At 43.7% G+C, this 24,593-nt stretch carries 27 protein-coding genes and 1 pseudogene; 20 read left to right on the forward strand and 8 right to left on the reverse strand.

Annotation, left to right across the window (positions count from 1 at the left end; all coding sequences use genetic code 11):
* Positions 1 to 7: 7 nt before the first annotated feature.
* Complete coding sequence (locus H6F44_RS02035; protein WP_190349255.1) at positions 8 to 1,096, reverse strand: glycosyltransferase family 4 protein; 1,089 nt, start codon at positions 1,094 to 1,096, stop codon at positions 8 to 10.
* Between the two features lie 283 nt (positions 1,097 to 1,379).
* On the opposite strand from H6F44_RS02035, the gene ykgO reads away from it, so the two are divergent.
* The 11 genes from ykgO (at position 1,380) to rpsI (ending at position 9,576) form a co-directional block, all read left to right on the forward strand.
* Entirely contained in the window at positions 1,380 to 1,505 is a 126-nt protein-coding gene (gene ykgO / locus H6F44_RS02040) for a type B 50S ribosomal protein L36 (protein ID WP_190349256.1), read from the forward strand.
* A gap of 69 nt (positions 1,506 to 1,574) precedes the next feature.
* The gene (locus H6F44_RS02045) at positions 1,575 to 2,168 is read left to right on the forward strand and encodes a PAP/fibrillin family protein (protein WP_190349257.1); all 594 of its coding nucleotides are present in this window, start codon (positions 1,575 to 1,577) and stop codon (positions 2,166 to 2,168) included.
* A gap of 114 nt (positions 2,169 to 2,282) precedes the next feature.
* Entirely contained in the window at positions 2,283 to 3,860 is a 1,578-nt protein-coding gene (gene metG / locus H6F44_RS02050; RefSeq protein ID WP_190349258.1) for a methionine--tRNA ligase, read from the forward strand.
* A 699-nt stretch (positions 3,861 to 4,559) separates the two neighbouring features.
* Entirely contained in the window at positions 4,560 to 5,186 is a 627-nt protein-coding gene (locus H6F44_RS02055) for a LabA-like NYN domain-containing protein (RefSeq protein ID WP_190349259.1), read from the forward strand.
* A 242-nt stretch (positions 5,187 to 5,428) separates the two neighbouring features.
* Entirely contained in the window at positions 5,429 to 5,812 is a 384-nt protein-coding gene (gene rpsM / locus H6F44_RS02060; protein WP_190349260.1) for a 30S ribosomal protein S13, read from the forward strand.
* A 20-nt stretch (positions 5,813 to 5,832) separates the two neighbouring features.
* On the forward strand, positions 5,833 to 6,228 hold the full coding sequence (gene rpsK / locus H6F44_RS02065; protein ID WP_009628986.1) for a 30S ribosomal protein S11: 396 nt from the start codon (positions 5,833 to 5,835) through the stop codon (positions 6,226 to 6,228).
* Between the two features lie 124 nt (positions 6,229 to 6,352).
* Positions 6,353 to 7,306 carry a DNA-directed RNA polymerase subunit alpha gene (locus H6F44_RS02070; protein WP_190349261.1) on the forward strand — a complete coding sequence of 318 codons (954 nt, stop codon included), beginning with the start codon at positions 6,353 to 6,355 and terminating at the stop codon, positions 7,304 to 7,306.
* Between the two features lie 79 nt (positions 7,307 to 7,385).
* Positions 7,386 to 7,820 carry a 50S ribosomal protein L17 gene (gene rplQ, locus H6F44_RS02075; protein ID WP_190349262.1) on the forward strand — a complete coding sequence of 145 codons (435 nt, stop codon included), beginning with the start codon at positions 7,386 to 7,388 and terminating at the stop codon, positions 7,818 to 7,820.
* Positions 7,821 to 7,844: 24 nt separating this feature from the next.
* Positions 7,845 to 8,660, forward strand: a complete 816-nt coding sequence (gene truA / locus H6F44_RS02080; RefSeq protein ID WP_190349263.1) for a tRNA pseudouridine(38-40) synthase TruA — start codon at positions 7,845 to 7,847, stop codon at positions 8,658 to 8,660.
* 25 nt (positions 8,661 to 8,685) lie between these two features.
* The gene (rplM, locus tag H6F44_RS02085; RefSeq protein ID WP_190349264.1) at positions 8,686 to 9,153 is read left to right on the forward strand and encodes a 50S ribosomal protein L13; all 468 of its coding nucleotides are present in this window, start codon (positions 8,686 to 8,688) and stop codon (positions 9,151 to 9,153) included.
* A 9-nt stretch (positions 9,154 to 9,162) separates the two neighbouring features.
* On the forward strand, positions 9,163 to 9,576 hold the full coding sequence (gene rpsI, locus H6F44_RS02090) for a 30S ribosomal protein S9 (protein ID WP_190349265.1): 414 nt from the start codon (positions 9,163 to 9,165) through the stop codon (positions 9,574 to 9,576).
* A 545-nt stretch (positions 9,577 to 10,121) separates the two neighbouring features.
* Here the strand turns inward: rpsI and H6F44_RS02095 are convergent.
* A pseudogene (locus H6F44_RS02095) lies at positions 10,122 to 10,589 on the reverse strand (hypothetical protein); the annotation flags it as partial.
* A 218-nt stretch (positions 10,590 to 10,807) separates the two neighbouring features.
* Between H6F44_RS02095 and H6F44_RS02100 the strand changes: the two are divergent.
* From H6F44_RS02100 to H6F44_RS02115, 4 genes are all read left to right on the forward strand, one after another.
* Positions 10,808 to 11,986: a sulfate ABC transporter substrate-binding protein gene (locus H6F44_RS02100; RefSeq protein ID WP_190349267.1), complete on the forward strand. Its 1,179-nt coding sequence runs from the start codon at positions 10,808 to 10,810 to the stop codon at positions 11,984 to 11,986.
* An 82-nt stretch (positions 11,987 to 12,068) separates the two neighbouring features.
* Entirely contained in the window at positions 12,069 to 12,920 is an 852-nt protein-coding gene (cysT, locus tag H6F44_RS02105) for a sulfate ABC transporter permease subunit CysT (protein WP_190349268.1), read from the forward strand.
* Entirely contained in the window at positions 12,913 to 13,794 is an 882-nt protein-coding gene (gene cysW, locus H6F44_RS02110; RefSeq protein WP_190349269.1) for a sulfate ABC transporter permease subunit CysW, read from the forward strand. The genes cysT and cysW overlap by 8 nt, the downstream gene beginning before the upstream one ends.
* 26 nt (positions 13,795 to 13,820) lie before the next feature.
* Positions 13,821 to 14,090 (forward strand): NIL domain-containing protein, encoded by a 270-nt coding sequence (locus H6F44_RS02115; protein ID WP_190349270.1) that lies wholly within the window; start codon positions 13,821 to 13,823, stop codon positions 14,088 to 14,090.
* A gap of 65 nt (positions 14,091 to 14,155) precedes the next feature.
* On the opposite strand, the gene H6F44_RS02120 is transcribed toward H6F44_RS02115, so the two are convergent.
* Positions 14,156 to 14,590: an RrF2 family transcriptional regulator gene (locus H6F44_RS02120; RefSeq protein ID WP_190349271.1), complete on the reverse strand. Its 435-nt coding sequence runs from the start codon at positions 14,588 to 14,590 to the stop codon at positions 14,156 to 14,158.
* Positions 14,591 to 14,679: 89 nt separating this feature from the next.
* Positions 14,680 to 15,648 (reverse strand): cysteine synthase A, encoded by a 969-nt coding sequence (gene cysK, locus H6F44_RS02125; protein WP_190349272.1) that lies wholly within the window; start codon positions 15,646 to 15,648, stop codon positions 14,680 to 14,682.
* A gap of 150 nt (positions 15,649 to 15,798) precedes the next feature.
* Here cysK and H6F44_RS02130 point away from each other — a divergent pair, with 150 nt between their 5' ends.
* Complete coding sequence (locus H6F44_RS02130) at positions 15,799 to 16,371, forward strand: Crp/Fnr family transcriptional regulator (RefSeq protein WP_190349273.1); 573 nt, start codon at positions 15,799 to 15,801, stop codon at positions 16,369 to 16,371.
* 40 nt (positions 16,372 to 16,411) lie between these two features.
* On the opposite strand, the gene H6F44_RS02135 is transcribed toward H6F44_RS02130, so the two are convergent.
* The gene (locus H6F44_RS02135) at positions 16,412 to 17,419 is read right to left on the reverse strand and encodes a sulfate/molybdate ABC transporter ATP-binding protein (protein ID WP_190349274.1); all 1,008 of its coding nucleotides are present in this window, start codon (positions 17,417 to 17,419) and stop codon (positions 16,412 to 16,414) included.
* 326 nt (positions 17,420 to 17,745) lie between these two features.
* Here H6F44_RS02135 and H6F44_RS02140 point away from each other — a divergent pair, with 326 nt between their 5' ends.
* The 4 genes from H6F44_RS02140 (at position 17,746) to H6F44_RS02155 (ending at position 20,798) form a co-directional block, all read left to right on the forward strand.
* The gene (locus tag H6F44_RS02140; RefSeq protein ID WP_190349275.1) at positions 17,746 to 18,726 is read left to right on the forward strand and encodes a sulfurtransferase; all 981 of its coding nucleotides are present in this window, start codon (positions 17,746 to 17,748) and stop codon (positions 18,724 to 18,726) included.
* A gap of 130 nt (positions 18,727 to 18,856) precedes the next feature.
* Positions 18,857 to 18,985: a phosphatase PAP2 family protein gene (locus tag H6F44_RS02145; RefSeq protein ID WP_190349276.1), complete on the forward strand. Its 129-nt coding sequence runs from the start codon at positions 18,857 to 18,859 to the stop codon at positions 18,983 to 18,985.
* Between the two features lie 39 nt (positions 18,986 to 19,024).
* Positions 19,025 to 20,170 carry an AAA family ATPase gene (locus H6F44_RS02150; protein WP_190349277.1) on the forward strand — a complete coding sequence of 382 codons (1,146 nt, stop codon included), beginning with the start codon at positions 19,025 to 19,027 and terminating at the stop codon, positions 20,168 to 20,170.
* Positions 20,136 to 20,798: a phage tail protein gene (locus tag H6F44_RS02155; RefSeq protein ID WP_190349278.1), complete on the forward strand. Its 663-nt coding sequence runs from the start codon at positions 20,136 to 20,138 to the stop codon at positions 20,796 to 20,798. The genes H6F44_RS02150 and H6F44_RS02155 overlap by 35 nt, the downstream gene beginning before the upstream one ends.
* On the opposite strand, the gene H6F44_RS02160 is transcribed toward H6F44_RS02155, so the two are convergent.
* The 3 genes from H6F44_RS02160 to H6F44_RS02170 all read right to left on the reverse strand — a co-directional run bounded on the left by H6F44_RS02160 (position 20,793) and on the right by H6F44_RS02170 (position 24,589).
* On the reverse strand, positions 20,793 to 21,134 hold the full coding sequence (locus H6F44_RS02160) for a cadmium resistance transporter (protein WP_322096148.1): 342 nt from the start codon (positions 21,132 to 21,134) through the stop codon (positions 20,793 to 20,795). The two genes, H6F44_RS02155 and H6F44_RS02160, sit on opposite strands and share 6 nt — an antisense overlap.
* A gap of 47 nt (positions 21,135 to 21,181) precedes the next feature.
* Positions 21,182 to 21,628 carry a pentapeptide repeat-containing protein gene (locus H6F44_RS02165; protein WP_190349280.1) on the reverse strand — a complete coding sequence of 149 codons (447 nt, stop codon included), beginning with the start codon at positions 21,626 to 21,628 and terminating at the stop codon, positions 21,182 to 21,184.
* Positions 21,629 to 21,730: 102 nt separating this feature from the next.
* On the reverse strand, positions 21,731 to 24,589 hold the full coding sequence (locus tag H6F44_RS02170) for a M16 family metallopeptidase (RefSeq protein WP_190349281.1): 2,859 nt from the start codon (positions 24,587 to 24,589) through the stop codon (positions 21,731 to 21,733).
* Positions 24,590 to 24,593: the final 4 nt, after the last annotated feature.

Consider the following 24,593-nt stretch of genomic DNA (forward strand, 5'->3'; position numbering starts at 1 on the left):
GGAATATCTAAGAATTTTCTTTAGGCGATCGTACTTCTTTAATTCTAATTCTTTGCCATACCTTCCAGCAGGCATAGATCATCAACAGCGTGCTAATCGCGGCATAGGTGCCACCCGCAGGCATCCCCGACACCGCCATCGCAATACTACCCACCCATAGCGTCAACGCATAGATAAATAACACCGTTAGGCGTTTAGATACTCCCGCTTTCACAAGGCGATGATGCAAATGTTGATTACCCGCCGCCATGGGCGACTCACCGCGCCCGATGCGCTGCAAAATCACCACTGTTGCATCCACGATTGGCACTGCCAAAATCACATAGGGCAGAATTAGCGCCACCGTTGCCACCGCCTTGACCAACCCAATTACACTTACCCCTGCTAACGTAAATCCTAAGAAATAAGCCCCACCATCACCCATAAAGATTTCGGCAGAGCTTTTGGGCTTAAAGTTATACCGTAAAAATCCCAAACAGCCGCCCGCTAAGGCGGCGGCAATCAAGGCGGCGGCTGGTTGTTTCATAAATAAACTGGTAATTAAAATGATCGCCGCCGCGATCGTGGTGACACCTGCCGCCAATCCATCCAGTCCATCTAACCAATTGATGGCATTAGCCATCCCCGCCAGCCATACCATCGTCAGTGGCAAGCTAAACCAACCAAATTTGATAATGCCAATAAAAGGGATCGAAATAAAATCGATGCGGACACCAACGCGCCAAGCGGCAGCAGATACCGCTAATTGAGCAATCAAGCGCGGCAGAGGGGGCAAATTAAACAAATCATCGGCAAACCCAATCAGAAAGAACGCTGCACCGCCAATGGTCACTCCCCAAACCTCATATTCTCTAGTTTGTGGTAAGATGCCAAACCAGCCTGCACTCCATACCAGCAGCAGCGCAATTACAGTTCCCAAAAAAATAGCCACACCACCCACACGCACCACTGGCGTTGTGTGCATTTTACGCTTATTGGGGCGATCCACTAATCCAGCTTTTAATCCTAATTGACGGATGATCGGTGTAGTTAACCATACTGCGATCGCAGATACTGCAAAGGCGACCAAGTAGGGGATGGCAGTTGGATGCAGCATTACAAAGTTATTATTTAGTTAATTTTAAGGTGATTGATCTACTTTTGCTTGCAAGCATAACACTTATTTGCAATTGTGATGAATCACGATTTATGCTGAATTTACAACTAAATACTTTGACTAAAACCCTTGCAAAATAAGACTTTTAGTACTTAAAATCAACAACAAGTCAAGAAATTAGACTCTTAAATTGTTCACCATAACTAGTGTTTATGATATGATAATAAACCGTGTGAAAAATTTTAACCACAACGTTAGTTAATTAGCCATAAGAGATTAGGTCATGAAAGTTGTTAGCTCCCTTAGATCGGCAAAAACTCGCCATAAAGACTGCAAAATTGTGCGTCGTCGCGGCAGAACCTATGTCATTTGCAAATCCAACCCAAAGTTCAAAGCTCGTCAGGGTTAGGGAAAAATATGGGAGTGCAAGGCACTCCCATATTTTTTTAGAACTTAAGCCCTGTGCGATGGTATACCTATGAATATTAGTACCCGCAAAGCCAATCTGCTCAAAGCGATCGCCCCCGTAAATCGCGGCTTACAAATGTCCGATAACCAGCGCAAAGATATCTTTGCGGCGATCGCCTACCTCGAAGAGGTAAACCCCAACCCCACGCCCAATCGCACCCCAAAACTACTAGATGGCAATTGGCTCTTACTATTTACCACCAGTCAGGAATTACTAGGAATTGACAAGTTTCCTCTATACAAATTAGGTGAAATTTACCAATGCTTGAGGGTGTCCGATGCCAAAATTTTCAATGTTGCCAAGGTGCAAGGTTTGCCATTGCTAGGCGGACTGGTGAGTGTATGTGCCAGTTTTACAGTAGTTTCCGATCAAAGGGTTAAAGTAAATTTTGAGCGCCTAGTGGCGGGTTCGCAAACTTTAGCTGGTTATAAAAATATTGATAGTTTTATTGAAAGACTGCGATCGCCAAAAAAATTATTAGCGATCGATGCCCAAATTAAGCGTACCGATCAAAAGGGTTGGCTAGAAACCACATATATCGATCAAGACTTACGCATTGGGCGCGGCAACGAGGGCAATGTATTTGTCCTTAGACGAGTCTGATCCGAAATTAAAAAATGGCGTAGCCATTTTTTAATTTCATTTTTTAATTTAAGAAAACCGCTAATTTGCCGCCATTTTTTTGCAAAATGGTAATAGTCCTGAATTACATCACCCATGTCCTCTGAATCCCTCAAACCGATTTCCCTGACAACACCGTTGTTCTATGTCAACGATCGCCCCCACATTGGCAGCGCTTACCCCACCATCGCCGCCGATGCCTTTGCGCGATTTTATCGGCTCAAGGGACATCCCGTAATGTTCGTTACAGGCACAGATGAACATGGACAAAAAATTCAGCGCACTGCCGAAAAAAATAATCTCTCCCCCCAAGAACATTGCGATCGCACCGTTGCCGAATTTTATAGCCTCTGGGAAAAGCTAAATATCCGCTTTGATCGCTTCACCCGCACCACTGCCCCCAAACATCAGGCGATCGTCAACGAATTTTTTCAAAGGGTATACGAATCAGGGGATATTTATCTAAATCAGCAACAGGGTTGGTACTGTGTTGCCTGCGAAGAATTTAAAGAAGAACGCGAGTTACCCCCTAGCCATCACTGCCCCATCCATACAAATGTCATCTGCGAATGGCGCGATGAGCCCAATTATTTTTTCCGCCTCTCCAAATATCAAGCCCACCTCGAACAATTTCACGCCGATCACCCCCAATTTATCCAACCCGAAAGCCGCCGCAACGAAGTTCTCGGATTTATCAAACAAGGTTTACAGGATTTCTCAATTTCGCGGATCAACCTCGATTGGGGCTTCCCGATCCCCAGCGATCCCAACCACACAATCTACGTCTGGTTTGATGCCCTGCTTGGCTATGTAACCGCCTTGCTCGATCCCGATGATGAGCCAACTTTGGCTAATGCCATCAAAAAATGGTATCCCTTTCACCTGCATATCATCGGCAAAGATATTTTGAGGTTTCATGCTATTTACTGGTTAGCCATGCTCATGTCCGCGCAATTACCATTGCCAGAACGGGTTTTTGGTCATGGACTCCTGACAAAAGACGGGCTAAAAATGGGTAAAACCCTCGGCAATACCATCGACCCTTACGATTTAGTCGATCGCTATGGCGCAGACCCGATCCGCTATTACTTTCTCAAGGAAATCGAATTTGGCAAAGACGGCGACTTTAACGAAGATCGCTTTATCTCGATCATCAATGCTGACCTCGCCAATAGCCTAGGCAACCTCCTCAATCGTAGCCTCGGCATGGCAAATAAATATTGTCAAAAGCTAATCCCCAACTATGATCCCCATGATCCCAGCGATGTCTCTGAACTCACAAATCCTGTGGTGGCACAAGCACAAAACCTTGGGGATCTAGTTGCCGCAGACTACCAAAATCTTAATTTTCGCGCCGCCAGTGAAAAAGTCCTAGAGCTAATCTGGAACTGCAATAAACTAATCGATGACACAGCCCCTTGGAAACAGTTCAAAGCTGGCAATCAGAAAGAAGTTAACGAGATCCTTTATGTCTTGCTAGAGTCGGTCAGAATCGCAGTTTACCTCCTCTCCCCCATCATGCCGCAACTCAGCATTAATGCCTATAAACAACTAGGACTAGAATTCAATGAAACTCATCCGCCTGATTGGAGTCATACAAATTGGGGAATCCTAAGACCAGATACTCAACTATCTGCGCCAACCCCAATATTCCAACGTATTGAAACAAAATAAATTTGACGTACTTTGAGCGATTTTGACCAAAATAGCTAATTTATATTTTAAGTTTTGTTATTTTTAATCTGTCAAAATTATGGAAATCTACCTCTATGAGTATATTTACTTATAGTGTATATTTGGAAATAAGCTATAAAAATAATCTATTGGTAATTCATTTACTAGAGATTCATCTATAGTCCTTGCTCAAATCCCCTAGCAAGTCACAAAACCCAATCATAACAAATATCTCATTCATTAAAAATAATAAAATCTTATTTATTTCACAATATCTTGCTTAGTAATCAATTCTTTTTGAGTTCTTTTGTTTAGCTTTTGATTTGGTTTTTTGTTTGGTATTGGTCATAGGCTTAGCCCACAGCACTAGTCCTAAACCTAAAGCCAGAGCTTTCACAGAACACAAAAAGCGATCGCCATTTATTCTTTCATATATTCTTTAATTTTATTCCTCAACATAGTCTTGGGATAAAGCCCACTTAGTATAAAAAGATTAGTTCGCTAAAAGATCACTTTTAACGTCCACTACTAGTTTTTCAACAGGCTCATTTGCCTTGAAAGCTATATAAATTAGTTTATTCAATAGTTTTAAGAGGTTTTTCTGGATTAGGTAAACATTTAGGACGGTTTTAAGTATCAATGCTAATACCCAAGCTTCATCCCACGGCACTAGATAACAAGCGTTCTATAGGCAAAAATATGTTACCGTTCGAGCAAGATTCTGGCTTCAAGCCAGATCAAATTTTAGAAAATCGAGGGCGAGTTGCCATCTTTATTGATGGCTCAAATCTTTTCTACGCCGCCTTACAACTTGGCATTGAGATTGACTACACCAAATTACTACTCTGCCTCACCGATGGCTCCCGTTTACTGCGAGCATTTTTCTACACAGGCGTTGATCGCACCAACGAAAAACAGCAAGGTTTTTTACTGTGGATGCGGCGCAATGGCTATCGGGTCATTTCTAAGGAACTTGTACAGCTACCTGACGGCTCCAAAAAGGCTAACCTTGATGTGGAAATAGCCGTAGACATGATGGCATTAATTGGCTCTTATGACACTGCGGTTTTAGTCAGCGGAGATGGGGATCTTGCTTATGCAGTGGATGCCGCCAGCTATCGAGGTGTGCGCGTTGAAGTGGTTAGCTTGCGCTCCATGACCAGCGATCATCTAATCAACGTTGCCGATCGCTATGTTGACTTAGAGGCAATCAAGGACGATATCATGAAAACATCACGTTCTCAGTCCAACAGCCCCGCCATCCCTAGCTATACCTATCGCCCAATCTCTGACCTAGCCTCCATTGAAAGCGATCGCGACATCTAGCAAAAGCCAAACACAACCGCCAAAGTAAAATCAAAAGCTTACCTGACGACAAACTTGAGGGCAGTTTTAGGATTGGTTTTGAGATTACTCCAAGAAAATATTGACAGAAGTTGCCATTATCCATATATTATAGAGTTCGCTGTAAAATATTACGTCTTCGTAATTTGCCTTTGCGTAATCTGCTTTTGATTAGGCAATAGCAGTACAAATCTAAAAACTAACAACAAACTGGGAGATTCATAGTGGCTCGCATTGCAGGAGTTGACCTTCCGCGTGACAAGCGCATCGAAATAGGACTAACGTATATATACGGAATTGGTCTGACTAGCGCCAAAAAAATCTTAGTAGCTACCAAAATAAACCCCGACACGAGGGTTAAAGACCTTACTGATCCTGAAGTAACCACCTTACGTCAAGAAGTAGAAAGCAACTTTCAAGTTGAGGGCGACCTGCGTCGTCTTGAGGGTCTAAGCATCAAACGACTAGTAGATATTGGCTGCTATCGAGGTCGCCGCCACCGTATGGGCTTGCCCGTGCGTGGGCAACGTACCCGCACCAATGCCAGAACTCGTCGTGGCGGTCGCCGCACAGTTGCAGGTAAGAAGAAGGCTCCAGGTAAGAAGTAAGTAAGGATTATTAAGAAACAATGGCTCGTCAAACAACTCGTAGAACTGGCGCACGCAAAAATAAGCGTAATGTCCCTAACGGAGTCGCTTACATCCAGTCTACTTTCAACAACACAATTGTGACCATTGCCGACACTGTTGGTGATGTGATCTCTTGGTCATCGGCTGGTGCTAGTGGCTTTAAGGGCGCGAAGAAGGGTACTCCATTTGCCGCCCAGACTGCGGCAGAGTCGGCAGCTAGAAGAGCAATGGAGCAAGGAATGCGTCAGGTAGAGGTGATGGTCACAGGACCTGGTTCAGGTCGTGAAACCGCAGTAAGGGCTTTGCAAGCTGCGGGCTTAGAGATCACCCTAATCCGTGATATTACACCTATTCCTCACAATGGCTGCCGTCCTCCAAAGCGCAGACGGGTGTAATTAATTACGCATTAGAACCTACGAATTAACTATTAATCTCGTAACTCGTAATCCGTAATTTTGTAATTCTCTAATTTCTTCTATTGATTTTCGTTTACTTTTGCAGACATAAGTCGGTACAAATATGGCACAGTTTCAGGTTGAGTGCGTTGCATCCCACACAGAAAAAGACAATACCCAGTACAGCCAATTTGTTCTGGAGCCGCTAGATCGGGGGCAAGGCATTACTATCGGAAATGCGCTCAGACGAGTGTTGCTTGCCAACCTTGAAGGAGCGGCCGTAACTGCGGTTCGTATTGCTGGTGTTAACCACGAGTTTGCGACAATTCCTGGTGTGCGGGAAGATGTTCTAGATTTGATGCTCAACCTGAAGGAACTAGTGTTGAAATCTTACAGTTCATCACCGCAGATCATTCGTTTGGTAGAGCGTGGACCGAAGCTAGTCATGGCAACCAGTTTTCACTCCTTGCCATCGGACATTGAAATTGTTAACCCAAATCAATACATTGCTACCCTCAGTGAGGGCGCAACCCTCGAAATGGAATTAACAGTTGAGCGTGGCAAAGGCTACCGTTCTGTAGATCGCTCTAAGGAAGATCACAGCTCACCCATTGACACCCTCAAAATCGATGCAGTGTTTATGCCTGTTCGGAAGGTCAAGTATGAAATTAAGGATACTCGTATTGGTGATGCAGCCAATAAGGAAAGCCTTCATCTTGATATTTGGACTAACGGCAGTATCACGCCTCAAGAGGCTCTTAGCCAAGCGGCTAATGTGTTGTTAAACCTGTTTGCGCCCCTCCAAGAAATCACCCTTGCGCCATCCTTGCCACAGGAGCGTGACGAACAGGATGAAACTAAGCAAATTCACATTGAGGAGTTGCAATTGTCGGTGCGAGCCTACAACTGCCTCAAACGCGCACAAATCAATACTGTTGCCGATCTATTGGAATATACCCAAGACGACTTGCTAGAGATTAAAAACTTTGGTCAAAAGTCGGCTGAAGAGGTGATGGATGCTCTAAAACAGCATCTTGGATTAACTTTAACCGAGTCTAAGACCTCTAAGGCGATCTAGGTGGCGATCTAATTTAGCTGCTTAAGTCTAGTTAACATAAGGCTCTTTTGGGAGCTTTTTATTCATTTAGTACAAATCTATGCGTCACCGTTGTAAAACCCCTCAACTTAATCGCGCTGCCGACCAGCGTAAAGCGCTGTTGCGTGCTTTGACCACTGAGTTAATTCTCAGAGGTGAGATCAAAACCACTAGGGCTAAGGCAGATGCTGTGCGCTCTAATGTTGATCACATGATTACCCTTGCCAAGGATGGTTCTCTCCATGCCCGTCGGCAAGCGATCGCTTATCTTTATGATATTTCGGTCAAGGATGGTGAGCCTGTCAGCGATCGCCCGATGACTAAAACCAAACAAGAGCAACTGCCTGAGGAAGATCGTGTAACTACCTTAGTCGATCTACTCTTTAGTCAAGCCAAGGATCGCTATGCTGCTCGCAATGGTGGTTATACCCGTATTATCCGCACTGTTAGCCGTCGTGGTGACAATGCGGAAATGGCGATCTTACAGCTTGTTTAAATTGGTTAGTTAGCTTGTGCAGGTATGGCTTTTGCAACTGACTCTGAGTTTACCCATCGCGTGGCTTTAGTTATTCAATATCTAGGTACGCATTATTACGGGTGGCAGAGACAGCCAAATCATCCCTCTGTGCAGCAAACCATTGAAGAAGCGATCGCTAAAATCTGTGGCAACTTGACAGTTGTACATAGTGCTGGGCGCACTGATACAGGAGTTCATGCTGCCGCCCAAGTGGCGCATTTTGATACTTCGAGTATGATCCCTGCCCACCGTTGGGCAAAGGTGCTGAACAGCTATCTGCCCGAAGATATCCTGATCTGTGGTTCGACAGAGGTGGACAACGATTGGCACGCAAGATTTTCGGCGACATGGCGGCGTTATCGTTACACGATCTACACCGCAGCAATTCCCAATCTCTTTGTAAAGCAGTTCAGTTGGCACTACTACCACCACCATCTCGATGAAACGCTAATCCACCAAGCTCTACAGCCTATGCTAGGGGATCAAGATATGGCAGCTTTTCAAAGAGCAGGTTCTAGCCGTCCCCATAGTCGCTTGCATTTACAGGAAGCTATGTGTTGGCGCGATGGCGATTATGTCCATGTCGAGGTTCAAGCTAGTGGTTTTCTGTATGGCATGATCCGCTTGTTGGTAGGTCAGTTAGTGGACGTGGGTCGTTCCAGTCTCAGTATTGAGGCTTTTACAGAGCGTTGGCAGTCAAAGCGCCGTATTGAGGTGAAATATGCTGCCCCACCCCAAGGACTTTGCCTCTTAGCGATCGGTTATAGCGATCATCCCTTTGCTGATTTGCCATTAAGCAAGACTTTTTTAAATTTATAGATAAACTTCGTTTGTAGAGAAATCAATGACTACAACTACACTCACTCCGAACAAAAGCTACTTACCTAAAGACCCCGAACGTAAGTGGTATTTGATTGATGCAGAAGGGCAGCGTCTCGGCAGACTTGCTGGGGCGATCGCCATGATTTTGCGCGGTAAGGACAAACCTATCTACACACCTCACCTAGATACAGGTGATTTTGTGGTGGTAATTAATGCCGAAAAGATTGCTGTCACTGGTAAAAAATCCACCCAAAAGCTATACAGAAGACATTCTGGTCGTCCAGGCGGTATGAAGGTAGAAACTTTTGACAAGGTGCTTGCCCGTGTACCTGAGCGCATTCTTGAACACGCCGTCAAAGGGATGTTGCCTAAAAATACTCTTGGTCGTCAGCTTTTCACGAAGCTTAAGGTTTATAAGGGTTCTAGCCATCCCCATGATGCTCAGCAGCCTGAAACCTTGGTAATTAATACGATTCCATCGCAAAAGTAGGAGAAACTAATGTCTGACACTGAACGTTCTAATCGTGCTGTCTATTGGGGAACTGGTCGCCGTAAGACTGCCGTTGCCCGTGTGCGTCTTGTGCCTGGTGAAGGCAAAGTAGTGATCAATGGCAAGCCTGGTGATCTCTATTTGCAATTTAACCCTACCTACATTGCAGGAGTTAAGGCTCCTCTAGAAACCCTAGGTTTGGAAAATGAGTATGACGTTTTGGTCAATGCTCATGGTGGTGGTGTTACAGGGCAAGCTGATGCCATTCGCTTAGGTGTTGCCCGTGCGTTGTGTGAGCTTGCGCCTGAAAACCGCAAACCCCTCAAGGTAGAAGGCTACATGACCCGCGACCCTCGCTGTAAGGAACGTCGTAAGTATGGTCTTAAGAAAGCGCGTAAGGCTCCTCAATACTCGAAGCGATAGATTTGATTTTCATAATTTGCAAATAATTCACAAAAAGGTTCCATCTGTGGAACTTTTTTTTGATTAAGGAAACCAAGAAGAGCCTAAAGAAGAGAGAGAAGAGTAATGCTGGATAATGGAATCTAAAGGAGGAATAAGGTCAAGGGAAGAAATACGGTCACGAATGTATGCAAAAAAGCTGATACCCAACTTACGAGTAGTGTCAAAGAGCTAATTGACTGACAAATCTTAACCATAAACGGGCAAGATGTCCGTTCCACAAGAATTCTGCCTTTGTAGGTCAGACAACTGGACTGACAAGGTTTGCTAGTACTTTTGTCAGTCAATCAGCTTTGCTCAGTCCATCAGGTACTACGCAGCTTAATTTACTTTTTCTTAGATACCTTTGCAGCAGGAACCTCTACACTTAACTCTAGGGAGTTAGAATTTTCTGTTTTGTCAGCTTGCTCATCGATTTGCTCATCAGCTTGTTCATCAGATGTTATTGCCGATGATGGTGACTCAACGATAGATTGCAACTCTGGATTTAGCTTAGGATCGGCAGATGGGGATTTGAGAGCATCATCAAGGATTTGCCGAGCATTCTCGGCTTGAGATCGCGCATCTAAGAAGCGCATATTTAGTTGGGCAAAATTTTTGAGAATCTTAAAACCATCTTTAATATTGTTAATTTGCTCTTCAGATACAGTCTCATCACTGAACAAAATATCAATCTGCGATCGCACCTGCATTGCATCAGTACGTAGCTCTTGAATTTTAATTTTGAGGGTAGCAAGGTTGTTGAGTACTTGCACCGCCTGAGTAATCGGATCTTCGCGCTCTTCGGACATGGTAAGCTCTCTCACTTCTATAAATTGATCGGGACTGAAGCCATCGGCAAGATCGGTATCGAGCTTACCTGAATCCATTAGCTCCATCAGTTCGTTCATAGCCTTTTCTCGCGCTTTGGGCGAGTCTTTGCCAGCAATGGTTAAAACGATCTCTGGACTCTGAGCAAGGGTATAGCGAACCATAGAATTAATTTGAGTTTGTTACGTTAAGCGCGATATTTAGGTTTGCGCCCTTTGTAATATATCGCGTAATACCGATTCACAAAAGTGTTGTCACATTTTTGTGAATTACAAACTAAACCCAGTAAATTTGTTTGTACATTGGGCAGAATTGCTGTATGGTATTTAAATACGGTAACTACACCGAGATATCGTAGATTAAATTTTGGAGATACAACAATATGAGTTCAAGGTATCAGCAGCCTTTGGGTAAATCCAAATCGGCAATGCAAGCGATCGCTAGTCTAGTCAGCAATACATTCAATAACCTGTGGAGACGCAAATTTATCTCCTTTTTCCTCGCAGGCGCACTCATCAGCGTCACCATGGCAGCCTGCACCGCCACCACACCTACGCCCCCTCCTACCGCAAGTCCTGCGTCCCAAACAACTACAGCAGCATCACCCACAGGCGCACCCAAAAAGGATGTCGAGTTAACCCTTGTATCCTTTGCTGTCACCAAACAAGCACACGAAAATATCATTCCTAAATTTGTCGAGAAATGGCAAAAAGAACAAAATCAAAAAGTTATATTTAGGCAAAGTTATGGCGGCTCAGGCTCCCAAACTCGCGCTGTCATTGATGGACTCGAAGCTGATGTTGTCCATCTGGCGCTGGCGGCGGATACAAGTAAAATCGAAAAGGCAGGACTAATTGATAAGGGCTGGGAACAAGAATATCCCAATGATGGCATCGTTTCTAAGTCTGTGCCTGTGATTGTGACCCGTGATGGCAATCCTAAAAACATTAAAGATTGGGCTGATCTGGAGAAAGATGGCGTTAGCCTAATTACGGCTGATCCTAAGACATCAGGCGTAGCCCGTTGGAACTTCTTAGCGCTCTGGAATGCCGCTTTTAAAAAGGGTGGTAGCGATGAAAAGGCTCTAGAAGCCTTAACTAGGGTCTATACCAATGTACCGATTTTAACTAAAGATGCTAGAGAAGCCACCGATGCTTTCTTTAAACAAGGGCAAGGTGATGCCCTGATTAACTATGAGAATGAAATTATTCTTGCATCTCAAAAAGGAACTAAGGTGAATTATGTAATTCCTGAAGTTAATTTCTCTATCGATAATCCGATCGCGGTTGTTGATAAGAACGTGGCTAAGCATGGTAACAAGGAAGTTGCCGAAGCCTTTGTGAAATTCCTATATTCTCCTGAAGCGCAAACTGAATTTGCCAAGGTGGGATTCCGTCCTGTAGATGAAACTGTTGCTAAAGAAAAGCAATTTGTTGAGCAGTTCCCAGTTGTAAAGGATCTGGCCACAGTCAAAGACCTGGGCGGTTGGGATGCCATCAATAAAAAATTCTTTGCTGATGGTGCAGCCTTTGACCAAATTCAAGCCAAAATTAAACGTTAGTCTTACATATATTCAAGAATATTTTTAAAAGTATTACTCAGTGATACTTTTAACAATATTTCTGTACTCCTCAAAAATTAATATGGTCACGACAACACCTGACAGTAAGCGTCAAGCTAATCCTGTCTTCCTATTTTTTGGCAAAATCCCTTGGACATGGGTAATCACCTTTGTATATCTGGCATTCCTGCTAGTTTTGCCGATCGCCGCCCTAATTACCAAGGCTGCTAGCGAACCCTTCGATAGTTTTTGGAAAACTGCCACATCTCCTATTGCCATCTCTAGTTACGAAATCACCTTTGTCACCGCCCTAGCCGCCGCCACCCTCAATGGCATTTTCGGCACATTGATTGCTTGGGTAATTGTGCGTTACCAGTTCCGAGGCAAACGTTTTCTCGAAGCTGTGGTGGATTTGCCCTTTGCTTTGCCCACAGCAGTTGCAGGCTTAACCCTCGCTACAGTCTATAGTGATAAGGGCTGGATCGGCTCACTTCTCGCACCCTTAGGCATCAAGGTTGCCTTTACGCGATTAGGTCTATTTGTGGCGATGGTTTTTATTTCTCTTCCTTTTATTGTCCGCACGGTGCAACCTGTGCTTACGGATTTAGAAAAGGAAATAGAAGAGGCGGCTTGGTCGCTAGGAGCATCGCAATTCCAGACTTTTACGAAAGTGATTTTGCCACCACTCATGCCTTCGATCTTGACAGGCATAGCCCTTGGCTTTTCCCGTGCGGTTGGGGAATATGGCTCAACGGTGATTATTGCTTCTAATACGCCTTTTAGGGATTTAATCACACCAATTTTGATCTTCCAACGTCTAGAACAATACGACTATGTAGGGGCGACGGTAATTGGGGCAGTGATGTTAGCTATTTCCTTTGTGAGTCTTTTGGCAATCAATCTATTGCAAGCATGGAGCAAAAAGTATGGCTAATCTCAATAGTTCTATAAATGACTATACTCAGAATTTACCTCAATCTCAAACTAAAAAAGTGAAGCAGAACTTTGCTCGAACAATCTTAATTGGGATTGCTTTTTTATATTTGGGGTTAGTGTTGCTCATCCCTGCGGCAAATGTGTTTGTCCAAGCCTTTGCTAAGGGATTTGCCCCCTTACTGGATTCTTTCAAGCGTGAAGATTTTCTCTCCGCAATTAAACTAACCGTTGGTTTAGCATTAGTTGCTTTGCCATTGAATACAATTTTTGGACTCAGTGCCGCTTGGGCGATCGCCCGCAATAAGTTCCCTGGCAAAGCCTTATTACTGAGCATTATTGACTTGCCTTTCTCCATTTCCCCTGTGGTGGCAGGTTTAATGATCGTTTTGCTATATGGTCGCATTGGTTGGTTTGGCTCATTTCTAGAAGCCAACAACATCAAAATTATCTTTGCTTTCCCAGGAATGCTGTTGGCGACAATCTTTGTCAGTATGCCTTTTATTGCCCGTGAAGTTATTCCTGTATTGGATGAAATGGGAACCGAGCAAGAAGAGGCAGCACGAACCCTTGGCGCTAATGACTGGCAGATTTTCTGGAAAGTCGTTGTTCCCAATATCCGATGGGGTTTGCTCTATGGCTTAGTGTTGACTAATGCAAGGGCTATGGGTGAGTTTGGTGCGGTTTCAGTCGTTTCTGGCAATATTGCGTCAAAAACCCAAAGCTTACCTCTTTTTGTTGAGGAGGCTTACAAAAATTATGAGAATGAAGTTGCTTATTCGGCAGCAGTTCTGCTTGCTCTGTTAGCTGTTGTTACTCTAGTTCTCAAGGAAATTTTGGAACGCAAAACCCATAATCCTAATGAACGGGAATAATGGTGATGTAAAAGGAGGTTAATTCTATGACTATTGATACTCGTCCTGTGACCAGAGATGTCAAGATCCGCATACCAGAAGATTTACATAGTGAACCTGTGATTTCACAGTTAATTTCACAGTACGGGATAACTGTAAATATTGTTTCGGCAAATTTGGGTGTAAATGCTGGTAGCGGCTGGTTTCATCTTAGCTTTAAGGGAACTCAAGCGCAAATTCAAACGGCGATCGCCTATCTCAACGACCTTGATATCGAGATTTGGCAAGATAATCGTGAACCAAACACGGCTTTGTAATTTCTCTACAAATATAAATTCTACATAAGAGAGATTCGCAATGCGGCACTCTTTTATGTGGAATTTCAAATATAAAACATTATACCTGAGCGTTTTTTCTCTTCACATTTTCTGACTAAATCTTCTAGGGTATGTTTGCTTAATACATCAATCGCCCCCCTTCTGGTAAGCTCTCTTATATCTGCAATAACTAGTTTTTCAGGTGTGATTTGATTATCATTTTGTAACTCTCTAGAGTCTTCACCGTTAAGAGCAACCACTACGTCAATAATTCTAATTTGCCAAGGTTCTTGGGCAAGGTGATAGCCTCCTTTAGCTCCTCTCTGACTAGTAATAATGCCTGCTCTCCTTAACATTCCCATGACTTGATCGAGGTAGCGAATGGGAATATTTTGGCTGTGAGCAATTTCGTTAACAGAGATTGGCTGCCCTTGTCCATGTCGTATCGCTAGTTGTATTAGGGCAATACAAGCATAATCTACCTTACTAGATAGTTCCATTGATTTTTTAGACTCAGTTTATAAATGTTTTTTTAGGTCAATTAATGCTCCACTTAGTACAGGATTAATTGACCTAGGGATGAATGCTTTTATCTTGAAGAAACCAAAGATGAATTCGCAAATTCAGGCTCTTGGAATAGAGCTGTACTGAGATAGCGCTCGCCAAAACTTGGTTGAATTACCACAATTAAACGATCGCGATTTTCTTCACGCTTACCCACAGCGATCGCTGCCGCCAGAGCCGCCCCTGACGAAATACCCGACAGCAAACCTTCCTCACGGGCTAAGCGCCGACCGTAAGCGATCGCTTCGTCATCAGAAATACCAATAATTTCATCAATCAAATCCTTGCGTAAAACTTGGGGGACAAATCCTGCTCCAATGCCCTGAATACGATGCGCCCCTGGTGTACCACCCGCCAAGACGGGGCTGTTGAGAGGTTCTACAGCGATCGCCTTAAAACTCGGTTTACGCTGCTTAATCACTTCTGCAACACCCGTAATTGTGCCGCCAGTCCCCACACCCGCAATCACGATATCCACTTGCCCATCCGTATCATTCCAAATTTCTTCGGCAGTAGTACGTCGATGCACAGCAGGATTGGCTGGATTATTAAACTGTTGCAGCATATAAGCATTAGGCGTAGAGTCAGCGATTTCTCCAGCCCGCCGAATCGCACCACGCATCCCTTCGCTGGCTGTGGTTAACTCTAGCTCTGCACCATAGGCTCTGAGCATGGCACGGCGCTCTAGGCTCATAGTCTCAGGCATCGTCAAAATTAAGCGATAGCCCTTAGCGGCTGCCACCATTGCCAAGGCAATCCCTGTATTACCCGAAGTTGGTTCCACCAATATAGTTTTGGCAGGACTAATCAAACCTTGAGCTTCAGCATCTTCAATCATCGCCAAACCGATACGATCCTTAACAGAAGAAGAAGGATTAATACTTTCTAGTTTCAAGACAATTTTGGCAAGGGAGCCATCTTTTTTAGGGATGTTATTTAGGGCAACGAGGGGCGTACCGCCGATTAGTTGCGTGATATTTTGAGCAATTTTCATAAAAGTTGTTGGGGGTGAGGACTCCGTAGAGAGCAAAAAGTAGCAATTAATAAAAAATACGGTAACTTCATGGGAATACCGTACTTAGCAAGATACAATACTTTTCAACGTAATACAAATAAAATCTACTGTTTGCCGATAGAGTATCTGATGATTTATCTTGAAAAGACTACTGGCATTGCCTATAAGCGTCGTGAGATGCTGCCCCGTAAGGCTAACTATCTCTGGAAAATTGAGTCGGGCGTGGTGCGATCGCTCACATGGAATGAGGATGGTCAAGTAATTTGCTCTGGTTTATGGGCTGCGGGTGATCTCATTGGCAGTGAATTATCACAGTTATACCCTTATGAAATGGAATGCTTAACCGATGTGCAGTTAACAGAAATACCGAGATCGCAGTGGGGAAATCACGTTGAAGCAATGATTCGCCGCAATCAAACCAGTGAGTTTTTGCTAAAGATTGCCCATAGTCGCGCTAAGGATGAGGCTGTAAGGTTGCTGTTAGCTTGGTTAAGCGATCGCTTTGGTGAAGAGGATCATCGTGATGGCAGGTTGATTGGTCTGCAACTAACCCATCAAGAACTCGCAGAATTAATCGGCTCTACTCGCGTCACGGTCACCCGCATTATTAATGATCTTGAAAAGATTGGGTTCTTGTCTCGTAAAGGTCGCAAACTCAGATTTTTGGCAGAGTCTACTGAGCAATGGCACTATGAAATTTAGACAAAAAAGCACCCTTTGAGGGTGCTTTTTTGTTTCTTGGCTAAGCAACTTCAGCAAAGATTTTAGTTTTTAAAGGTTTGACATAGACTTCTTTTTGAGGATAGAGCGAGAGACTGTCAAAGCGATCGCGATCTAGTTTGACGACGATTTTTTGATTGTCTTGTAGTAGCAATTCCGCATGACCTTCACGACCAAGATTAAAGGCATAGCTGACAGTTGCGGGGGCAAAGGTTTCTTCTGGTTCGGCTCTAATCGCCAGATCGTGGGGACGTAAGAATACTTGATGATGATCTGCAATTTCAAGATCGGGGAAATGGCGACGCGCACCTGAGATAACATTGGTTTCACCGATAAAACGCATCACAAATTCCGAAGTAGGATTATCATAAATTTCGGCTGGTGTACCAATTTGTTCAACTCTGCCATTATTCATAATCACCACGCGATCAGCGACTTCCATCGCTTCTTCTTGGTCATGGGTGACAAAAATTGTAGTCACATGAACTTGTTCATGGAGTTGGCGAAGCCATGTGCGTAGTTCCTTCCGTACCTTCGCATCTAATGCACCAAAGGGTTCATCGAGTAGGAGAGTCTTGGGCTGAGCCGCTAGCGATCGCGCAAGGGCTACGCGCTGACGCTGACCACCCGATAGTTGAGATGGATAGCGATCGCCCAATCCTCTGAGTTGAATTAAGTCCAGCAATTCATCAACCTTTTGTTTAACTAGGCTTTTAGATGCCTTACGAATATTTAAGCCAAAGGCGATATTGTTACGCACAGTCAAATGCTTAAACAAAGCATAGTGCTGAAATACGAAACCGATCTGGCGTTCTTGCACTGAGCGGTAAGTTGCGTCTTCATTTTCAATCCAAATTTGACCATGATCAGATTTTTCTAAACCTGCCATGATTCGCAAGAGAGTTGACTTACCTGACCCTGATGGACCTAGCAAAGCTACTAGAGAACCACTTTCTACTGTCAAACTAACCCTATCAACTGCTAAAAAATCGCCAAACTGCTTGGTAATATCTTGAACCAGAATGCTCATTGTGACTCACAGCATCAAAATTATGTAACTTAGAATATTTCTAGCATTAAAAATACGTTATGTCCACGTATTTACCGTAGATTAATTAACTATTGCGAATTAGCTTTGTTTTTACTAAGCACCAGTAATGTGCAAACTCACTTTAATAATCAGGTAGTGAAAAGTTAGTAAAGGGGCTTCACACTGCTCCTCATCTCTTCGGTGGTAGGTCTTAAGCAAAAATTTACATTGAAGTAGTGCTTCGAGGAGAGCAAAATACGGTATTTGCATGGTAATGTAGTAGATTAAAGCTAGACAAGCTTTTCCCTCTATAAAATATAAATCCCATGACTATTACCCGCAGAAATTCTAGAGCAAAGTCGCTCAGATTTAAGTTTAAACCTCTCGCCTTTATCGCTGCCGCAGTCATGTCTGTAGTCGTGGCGATCGCCTTCTTCTCTAGCTCCCCCCTCCTTGCCCAAAGTTCCCCAACCAAGATTTCCTTCGTTCCCCCAAGCTGGGTAAAAGCGAATGCTAATGACCCTAATCTGCGGATTTTAGATGTGCGGTGGAATCCCCTCGACTATTTCAAAGAACATCTCCCCAACGCTGTTAACTTTGCCGATAACCTTGTGCGTGTTCCCAAGGATGGCTTACCAGTGCAGCTTTTAGACTCTGATAAGCTTGGGGACTTCCTTGCCAAGGCTGGAGTTAATGACAAAAGCAAAGTCTTAGTTTACTCCGAAGGTAATAATATCCTCGGTTCTAGCCAAATTGCCTATGCCCTAGAGCGGATTGGGTTTAAAGGACAGGTTGCAGTCTTAGATGGTGGCTTTAATGGCTACAAAGATGCTAAAGAACCTGTCACCAAAGAGTTTCCTAAATATAAAACAGGCAAACTTAGTGTCAATGATCAAAAGAATATCCGCGTCACCCTTGCTCAAGTCAAAGACTTGCTTGGTAAAAAAGACGTAAGATTTATCGATCCCCGTCCCGCTAATGCCTTTGCTGGTGAAGTTGATCTCTTCGTTCGCAATGGTCACATCCCTGGAGCGAGAAATATCCCTTGGCCAACCTTCACCGATCCTCAAAATCCTCACAAGCTCAAGCCTTTAGCCGAAATCCAAAAGATTCTTGATGAGAAAAAGATTGATAAGTCCAAGGATATTATTGTCACTTGCACCACAGGTCGCGAAGCATCTTTGCAGTATGTAGTTTTAAAGCATCTACTGGGCTATCCCAAGGTCAGAGTGTATGAAGGCTCTTGGACAGAATATAGTCAGACTGATTTGCCTGTAGAAACAGGGCCAGAACGTCCTTTAGCCTAATGTGATGCATTCAGTAAATTCAATCAAAAGAGAATGTGCTTAGTACATTCTCTTTTTTTGTTTTTGGCATAACGAGCCTTACGCTATCTCATCTTTGTGATCTTAATTACGGTTAGCTGGGAACTAATCCATGGCGATCGCTTGGACAAGGTTATGTTGGGATGTGCATTATCCCAGTGATATTTTCGGTGGCTGGTCATTGGCAATTTTTCTGGCGATCGCTGGTGACTACTTAACTAAGGTGAATGCTAAGCTATAACTAACTGCATCCCGTTTGCTCACCCTAAGTCTCAACCCTATGTTTACCGAAGTTCAAATCGAGAACTATAAGTCTATCCAAAGTCTTAAGATAAATTTGGGTCGGGTAAATGTGTTTATTGGTGAGAATGGTTGCGGAAAGACAAATATTTTAGAAGCGATCGCTTTAGCTGCTGCTGCTGCTGCCGACAAGTTAGATAACGAGTTTTTAGTCCCTAGAGGGATTAGAGTTACTGAACCAGAATTTATGCGATCGGCTTTTGATAAAGAGAATGTTATAAAAGAGATCAAAATAAACCTACGAAAAGGTGATCAATTTGGGTTGAGCTTTGCAATACAAAATAAAAACAAAGATTATTCTCCTTGGGAATATATTTTGCGTGAAGTACCTGATCAACTTAATGAAGTTCAGGCGGATATTGAGATTGTAAATCTATTAAAGAATGATGAGTTAATTCCTGATGAAATTTCATTTCGTTTACATCAAATATTTCATGCCTTGTCTACTCGGTCAAAAGAAAGATTAAAATTTCTAAAGGATTTTGTTATTTTCTTTCCTGAAAATTCTGCTTTGCGTAATTTTGAAGAAGAAGGACAAGTTCAACCATTAGGTACAAAGGGAGAAGGATTACTGAAGCTGTTAAGAGTTTTAAGTAATACTCCAGAAAGAATCAATGAGATTAAACAAAGACTTGAATTTATTGATTGGTTTGATGATTTCAAAATACATCAAGATTCCGATATAGAAAGAACTATTCAAATTAAAGATAGGTATTTAGACAAAGATTTACCTTACTTTAATCAAAGAAGCTCTAATGAAGGCTTTTTATTTTTGATGTTTTACTTTGCTTTGTTTGTTAGTGACGATACACCTAAATTCTTTGCAATTGACAACATTGAAAATGCACTAAACCCCAAACTATGCACAAGACTAATTCAAGAATTAGTAGAACTTGCAAAAAAACATGATAAACAAGTTATATTCACAACACATAATCCTGCTATCTTAGATGGTCTGGATTTGAACGATGATGAGCAGCGTCTTTTTGTAATTTATCGAAATATGGAAGGTCATACTCAAGCTAGGCGCATAGCTCCTTTAGATCCTTTAGATGATGGTGAGATTGTGCCTCTTTCAGAGGCTTTTATAAATGGTTACATTGGCGGATTACCGAAAAATTTTTAATATGTACACATTTGGAGCAATTGTAGAAGGAATAACCGATTTTCCTATCATTAATAGTATTTTGATAGGATATTTTAATGACAGTACAATTGATATTAACCTGATTAGCCCTATAAGCTTTAAAGCGTCATCTAATTACGATAAAGTATTCAAAAGCTGTAAGCCAGAAAAATTAAAGCGAGCTTTTCTAGCTAACAAGTATATTATTATTCATGTCGATACTGATGTGTCTGAAAGCTTTGGTGTTTCTCATAGTGAAGATGACAAACCACTTTCTCCACAACAATTGATTGATAAAGTAATAGGCAAATTTAAACAGAAGATGGGAGAAGAATTTTATAGTCAGTATGGACATCGAATTATTTTTGCGATCGCAGTCCATTCAATAGAGTGCTGGCTATTTCCGTTATTAGCCTCTAACGATAAAAGTGAAGAAATAGAAAACTGTTGTCAAATTTTGGAAAAAACTGTTCCCAGCTTTAGAAAAAAATACGATTATTATCAAGAAATTACTGAGAGATATCGCAATCACGATGATTTATTGAATCTCTATCCCAAAAATCCTAGCTTGAAGATGTTTATTGAACAACTTGCAGACAAAAATATTGAAATTTCTGAAGAATCATGACTTAACGAAAGGGAGAAGTTGATAGGTTTCGCTCTCGTAGAGGATGTAAATACCTAAAGCAATTAAGACAAAAGGCACGATCGCATCACTGTATTGTGTCAAGAATTTAGCGATCGCAGGATGACTAATGATACTTTTAGCGGCATAACACCAAACTGTAATCAGAACAAAAAAAGTAGCAAGCGTAATTGAGCGACTAGCGGCATTACTACTCGCAAATAGAGGAATATAAATACCAATATTATCGCCACCATTGGCAAAGGTGACAGCCGCCACATGATAAGTCTGCTTTGAATCTAAGGTATCCTCAAGACCTATTAGCAGTTCAACAGGCACAATATCACTACTTTTATACGGGCAATAAATCAGGTTTAACTTCCATTTTAGCAATCACGATTTGATTTTATGCCATTGGGGAGCGTGGTTTTACATAGCTTTGCCTTGACTAATTGTGATTCTGAAATGTTGGCACTAGTGAGATCAGCTTCCGTTAGATCGGCTTTGTCGAGAATTGCGTCAGAGAAATTGGTTAATAAAAACTTGGTGCGGCGGAGTTTGGTATAGCTCAGGTTCGCTTGGGTGAGGTTGGCACGGCTGAGGTTAGAAAAGGTGATGCTTGCACCCATGAGGTTGGCTTGACTGAGATCGGCTGCTAGTAGGTAAGTATAGTCGAGTCGAGCCACTGGCAAATATGCTCCTGTGAGGTCACAGGACTGACAGCTTTTGGTGGTTTGCAATTCTAAAATTTGACTTTGATTGGCTGACCATGCGGGACTAGGAAAGAGAAATAAAACCAGCAGGGCGATCGCCAAAAAAATACGATATTTCATACAGCAATCTGGGTTAACTTATGGGACTTGATATCTCAATTTTGATTTTATCAAGCAAAAGGGCATCGCTTAGCGATGCCCTTTTGCCTATTTATTTGGTTTTTATTTAGGCACTACGGACACGATTAATAAATTATCGGGTTTTAATAGCTCTTGGGCAGCGCGGTTGACCTGCTCTAAGGTCACAGCTTGAATCCGTTCGGGAAACTTATAAAAGTCGCCAACGGGCAGACCGTAAATTTCATCGCTGAGTAAGGAACTAGCGATACTATCAGGATCGGCAAAATCGGTAGCAAAGCTGTTAATCAGGCTCTTTTTGGCAAAGGCAAACTCTGATTCGGTAATTCCCTTCTCTTTGACATTCCGTAATAGTGCCACTGTTGCAGCGATCGCCTTATCGCGATCCTTGCCACTGGTTTGCATCTGCACGATAAATGCCCCTTGGGGAGGGCGACCCGCTTGGAAGAAACTGTAGATGCCATAGGTGAGACCGAGGCGATCGCGTATTTCTGTACCAAGGCGACTGGCGAGAGTGTCGCCACCAAGGACTTGGTTTAATAGCAGGGCAGGATAATATTGGCGATCAGCTCTAGCAATACTCGGATGACCCATGATCGTAATTGCCTGGGTTTTACCCGCTAGGGCGGATTGTTTTTCCTTAGTGGCGGCAAAATTCACCATTTTCGGGAAATTAAATTGGGGTGGCTTGCCCTGAGCTTGCCAACTGCCAAGTTTTTCTTCCAGTAAGGCTTTGACCTTGGCTGGCTCAAAATCGCCCATGATCGTGAGAATCATGGTATCGGGGCGATAGTAGGTTTTATAGAAGTTGATTAAATCCTCACGGGTCAGCGACTTAAGGGAATCTTCTGTCCGCATGGCATTGAAGGGATGTCCTGCGGGATAGATCGTAGATTGGAAGATGCGTCTAGCAAGGGAGCTAGGGTTATCTAGTTCCGATTTTAAAGATTGCAAATTGCGCTGGAGGTTGAGATCAAATTCTTTGGCGGGAAATGTGGCGTTTTGCAGTAAATCTGCCATTTGATCGATCACAATTGGTAGATCATCGGACAGGGATACGCCAGATATACCCACACTCTCCCGTCCTGCGGAAAAGCCTAAGCCTGCGCCCCGATCCTCTAGACGCGCCGCTAGGGTGAGGGCATCTTTGGTGGTTGTGCCGTTGGTAATATTTTGGGCAGTGATACTGGCTAACCCAGCTTTGTCGGGTTGATCGAAGCCTGAACCTGCATTCAGTTCACCGACTAGGGTAATTGTGGGGGTGCTGCGATCGCTGAGTAGCAAGACCTTAATACCATTACTCAAGGTGAAGCGATCAGGCTTTACTTGAGGAGGAACAAGGGCTTGGGCGGTCAAGGCACTGGGGGGCAGATATTGGGCAACTTCGGCAGGATCGACGGGCTTGCTAGGGGTAAAGGTGGTTTCGGCATGGGCATTGCTGGGGGTTGTGCCAGCATTGGCGGTAATCACCGATGGCTCAAAGTAACCAACTACACGCCGATCGCTTTGTAAATATTTCTGAGCAACGCGCTGCACATCGGCGATCGTCACCTTTGCCACCGCTTGCAAATAGCGATCGCTATAGCGATAGTCTTGGGCAACGGTTTGGTTATATCCTATTTGGATTGCTTGTGAGCTAATATCCCGATTGCCCAAAATGTAACTGGAACGCATATTAATTTTGGCGCGATCGAGTTCTGCTTGGGTGACAGGCTGAGTCTGAATCTTCGCAATTTCTTGCAGGATGAGTCGATCTAGCTCATCAAGGGATTTGCCCTCGGTCGGGGTGGCGCTGACAAAATACCAACCAGTACCAATCATTGAGGACAAACTGCCGCTTACACCTGTTGCCAAGCCAGTTTCGACTAAAGACTGATTGAAGCGAGAACTGCGCCCTGCGGTCAAAATGCTGTCCATCACCTCCAGAGCTGGCACATCAGGATCGTTAATCTTGGGCAAGTTGGGATAGACCGCTTGCAAAAATGGCACACTACCTGGCTCTTTGAGGCGAATGGGTTCTTTAGTAGATTTCGGCTCTGGTCTAGGGGGCTTGCGGCTTTGTGCCTCGGCAGTGATCAAGGTTTTGGGCTTAGCGGGAGCAGCGATCGCCCCGAAAATTTCTTTAACTTTTTTCAGGGTTGCTGCCGTTTCAAAGTTACCAACAATTACCAAAGTGGCATTGTCGGGACGATAAAAGGTGCGGTAATAGTTTTGAATATCCTCAACGGTGTAATTTTCCACATCAGGGCGATAGCCGATGACGGGCCAGCCGTAACTATTGTCAGGGTATGCCGCTAACATCACTTCTCGATAGAGGCGCGTGCCTGGGCTATTGTTGCCGCCATCTAGCTCTGATAAAACAACGGTGCGCTCACTCTTGAGTTCGTTTTCCCCTGCCACCGTGTTTACCATGCGATCCGCCTCTAGCATCAGCATTGCCTCTAGCTTGTCACTGGCAACTGTGCCGAAATAGGCGGTCATGTCATAGCTGGTAAAAGCATTGGAATTACTGCCAAGGGCGCTAAATAGGCGACCAAATTGAATCGGGCGATCGCTTGTGCCTTTAAACAGCAAATGTTCGAGTTGGTGGGAAATACCTGTGATGCCTGCCGCCTCATTGCGAGAGCCGACCCGATACCAGATCTGCGCCGTCACCACAGGGGCAGTATTAACCTCCTTAGTCAATACCGTCAGCCCATTATCTAGCACAGTTTTAACCACATTGCCCGTAAGGGCATCGGGCGCTATGGGTACATTGGGTACGGCTTTGGCAATTGGGCTAGTTGACTCGGCTAATGCCCGATCGCTCAAGGGCAAAGAAGGCAAAAAGTTTGTCTGCCAAGGCAGGCTCAAAGGCATACTGAGGGGTATATGGCTAAAGATTACCACGGCGATCGCGGCGGCAACCCCACGGATCAATCCACGACTCAAAAAGGACAGCATAAGC

It is taken from the genome of Pseudanabaena cinerea FACHB-1277, assembly GCF_014696345.1.
GTDB lineage: Bacteria > Cyanobacteriota > Cyanobacteriia > Pseudanabaenales > Pseudanabaenaceae > Pseudanabaena > Pseudanabaena cinerea.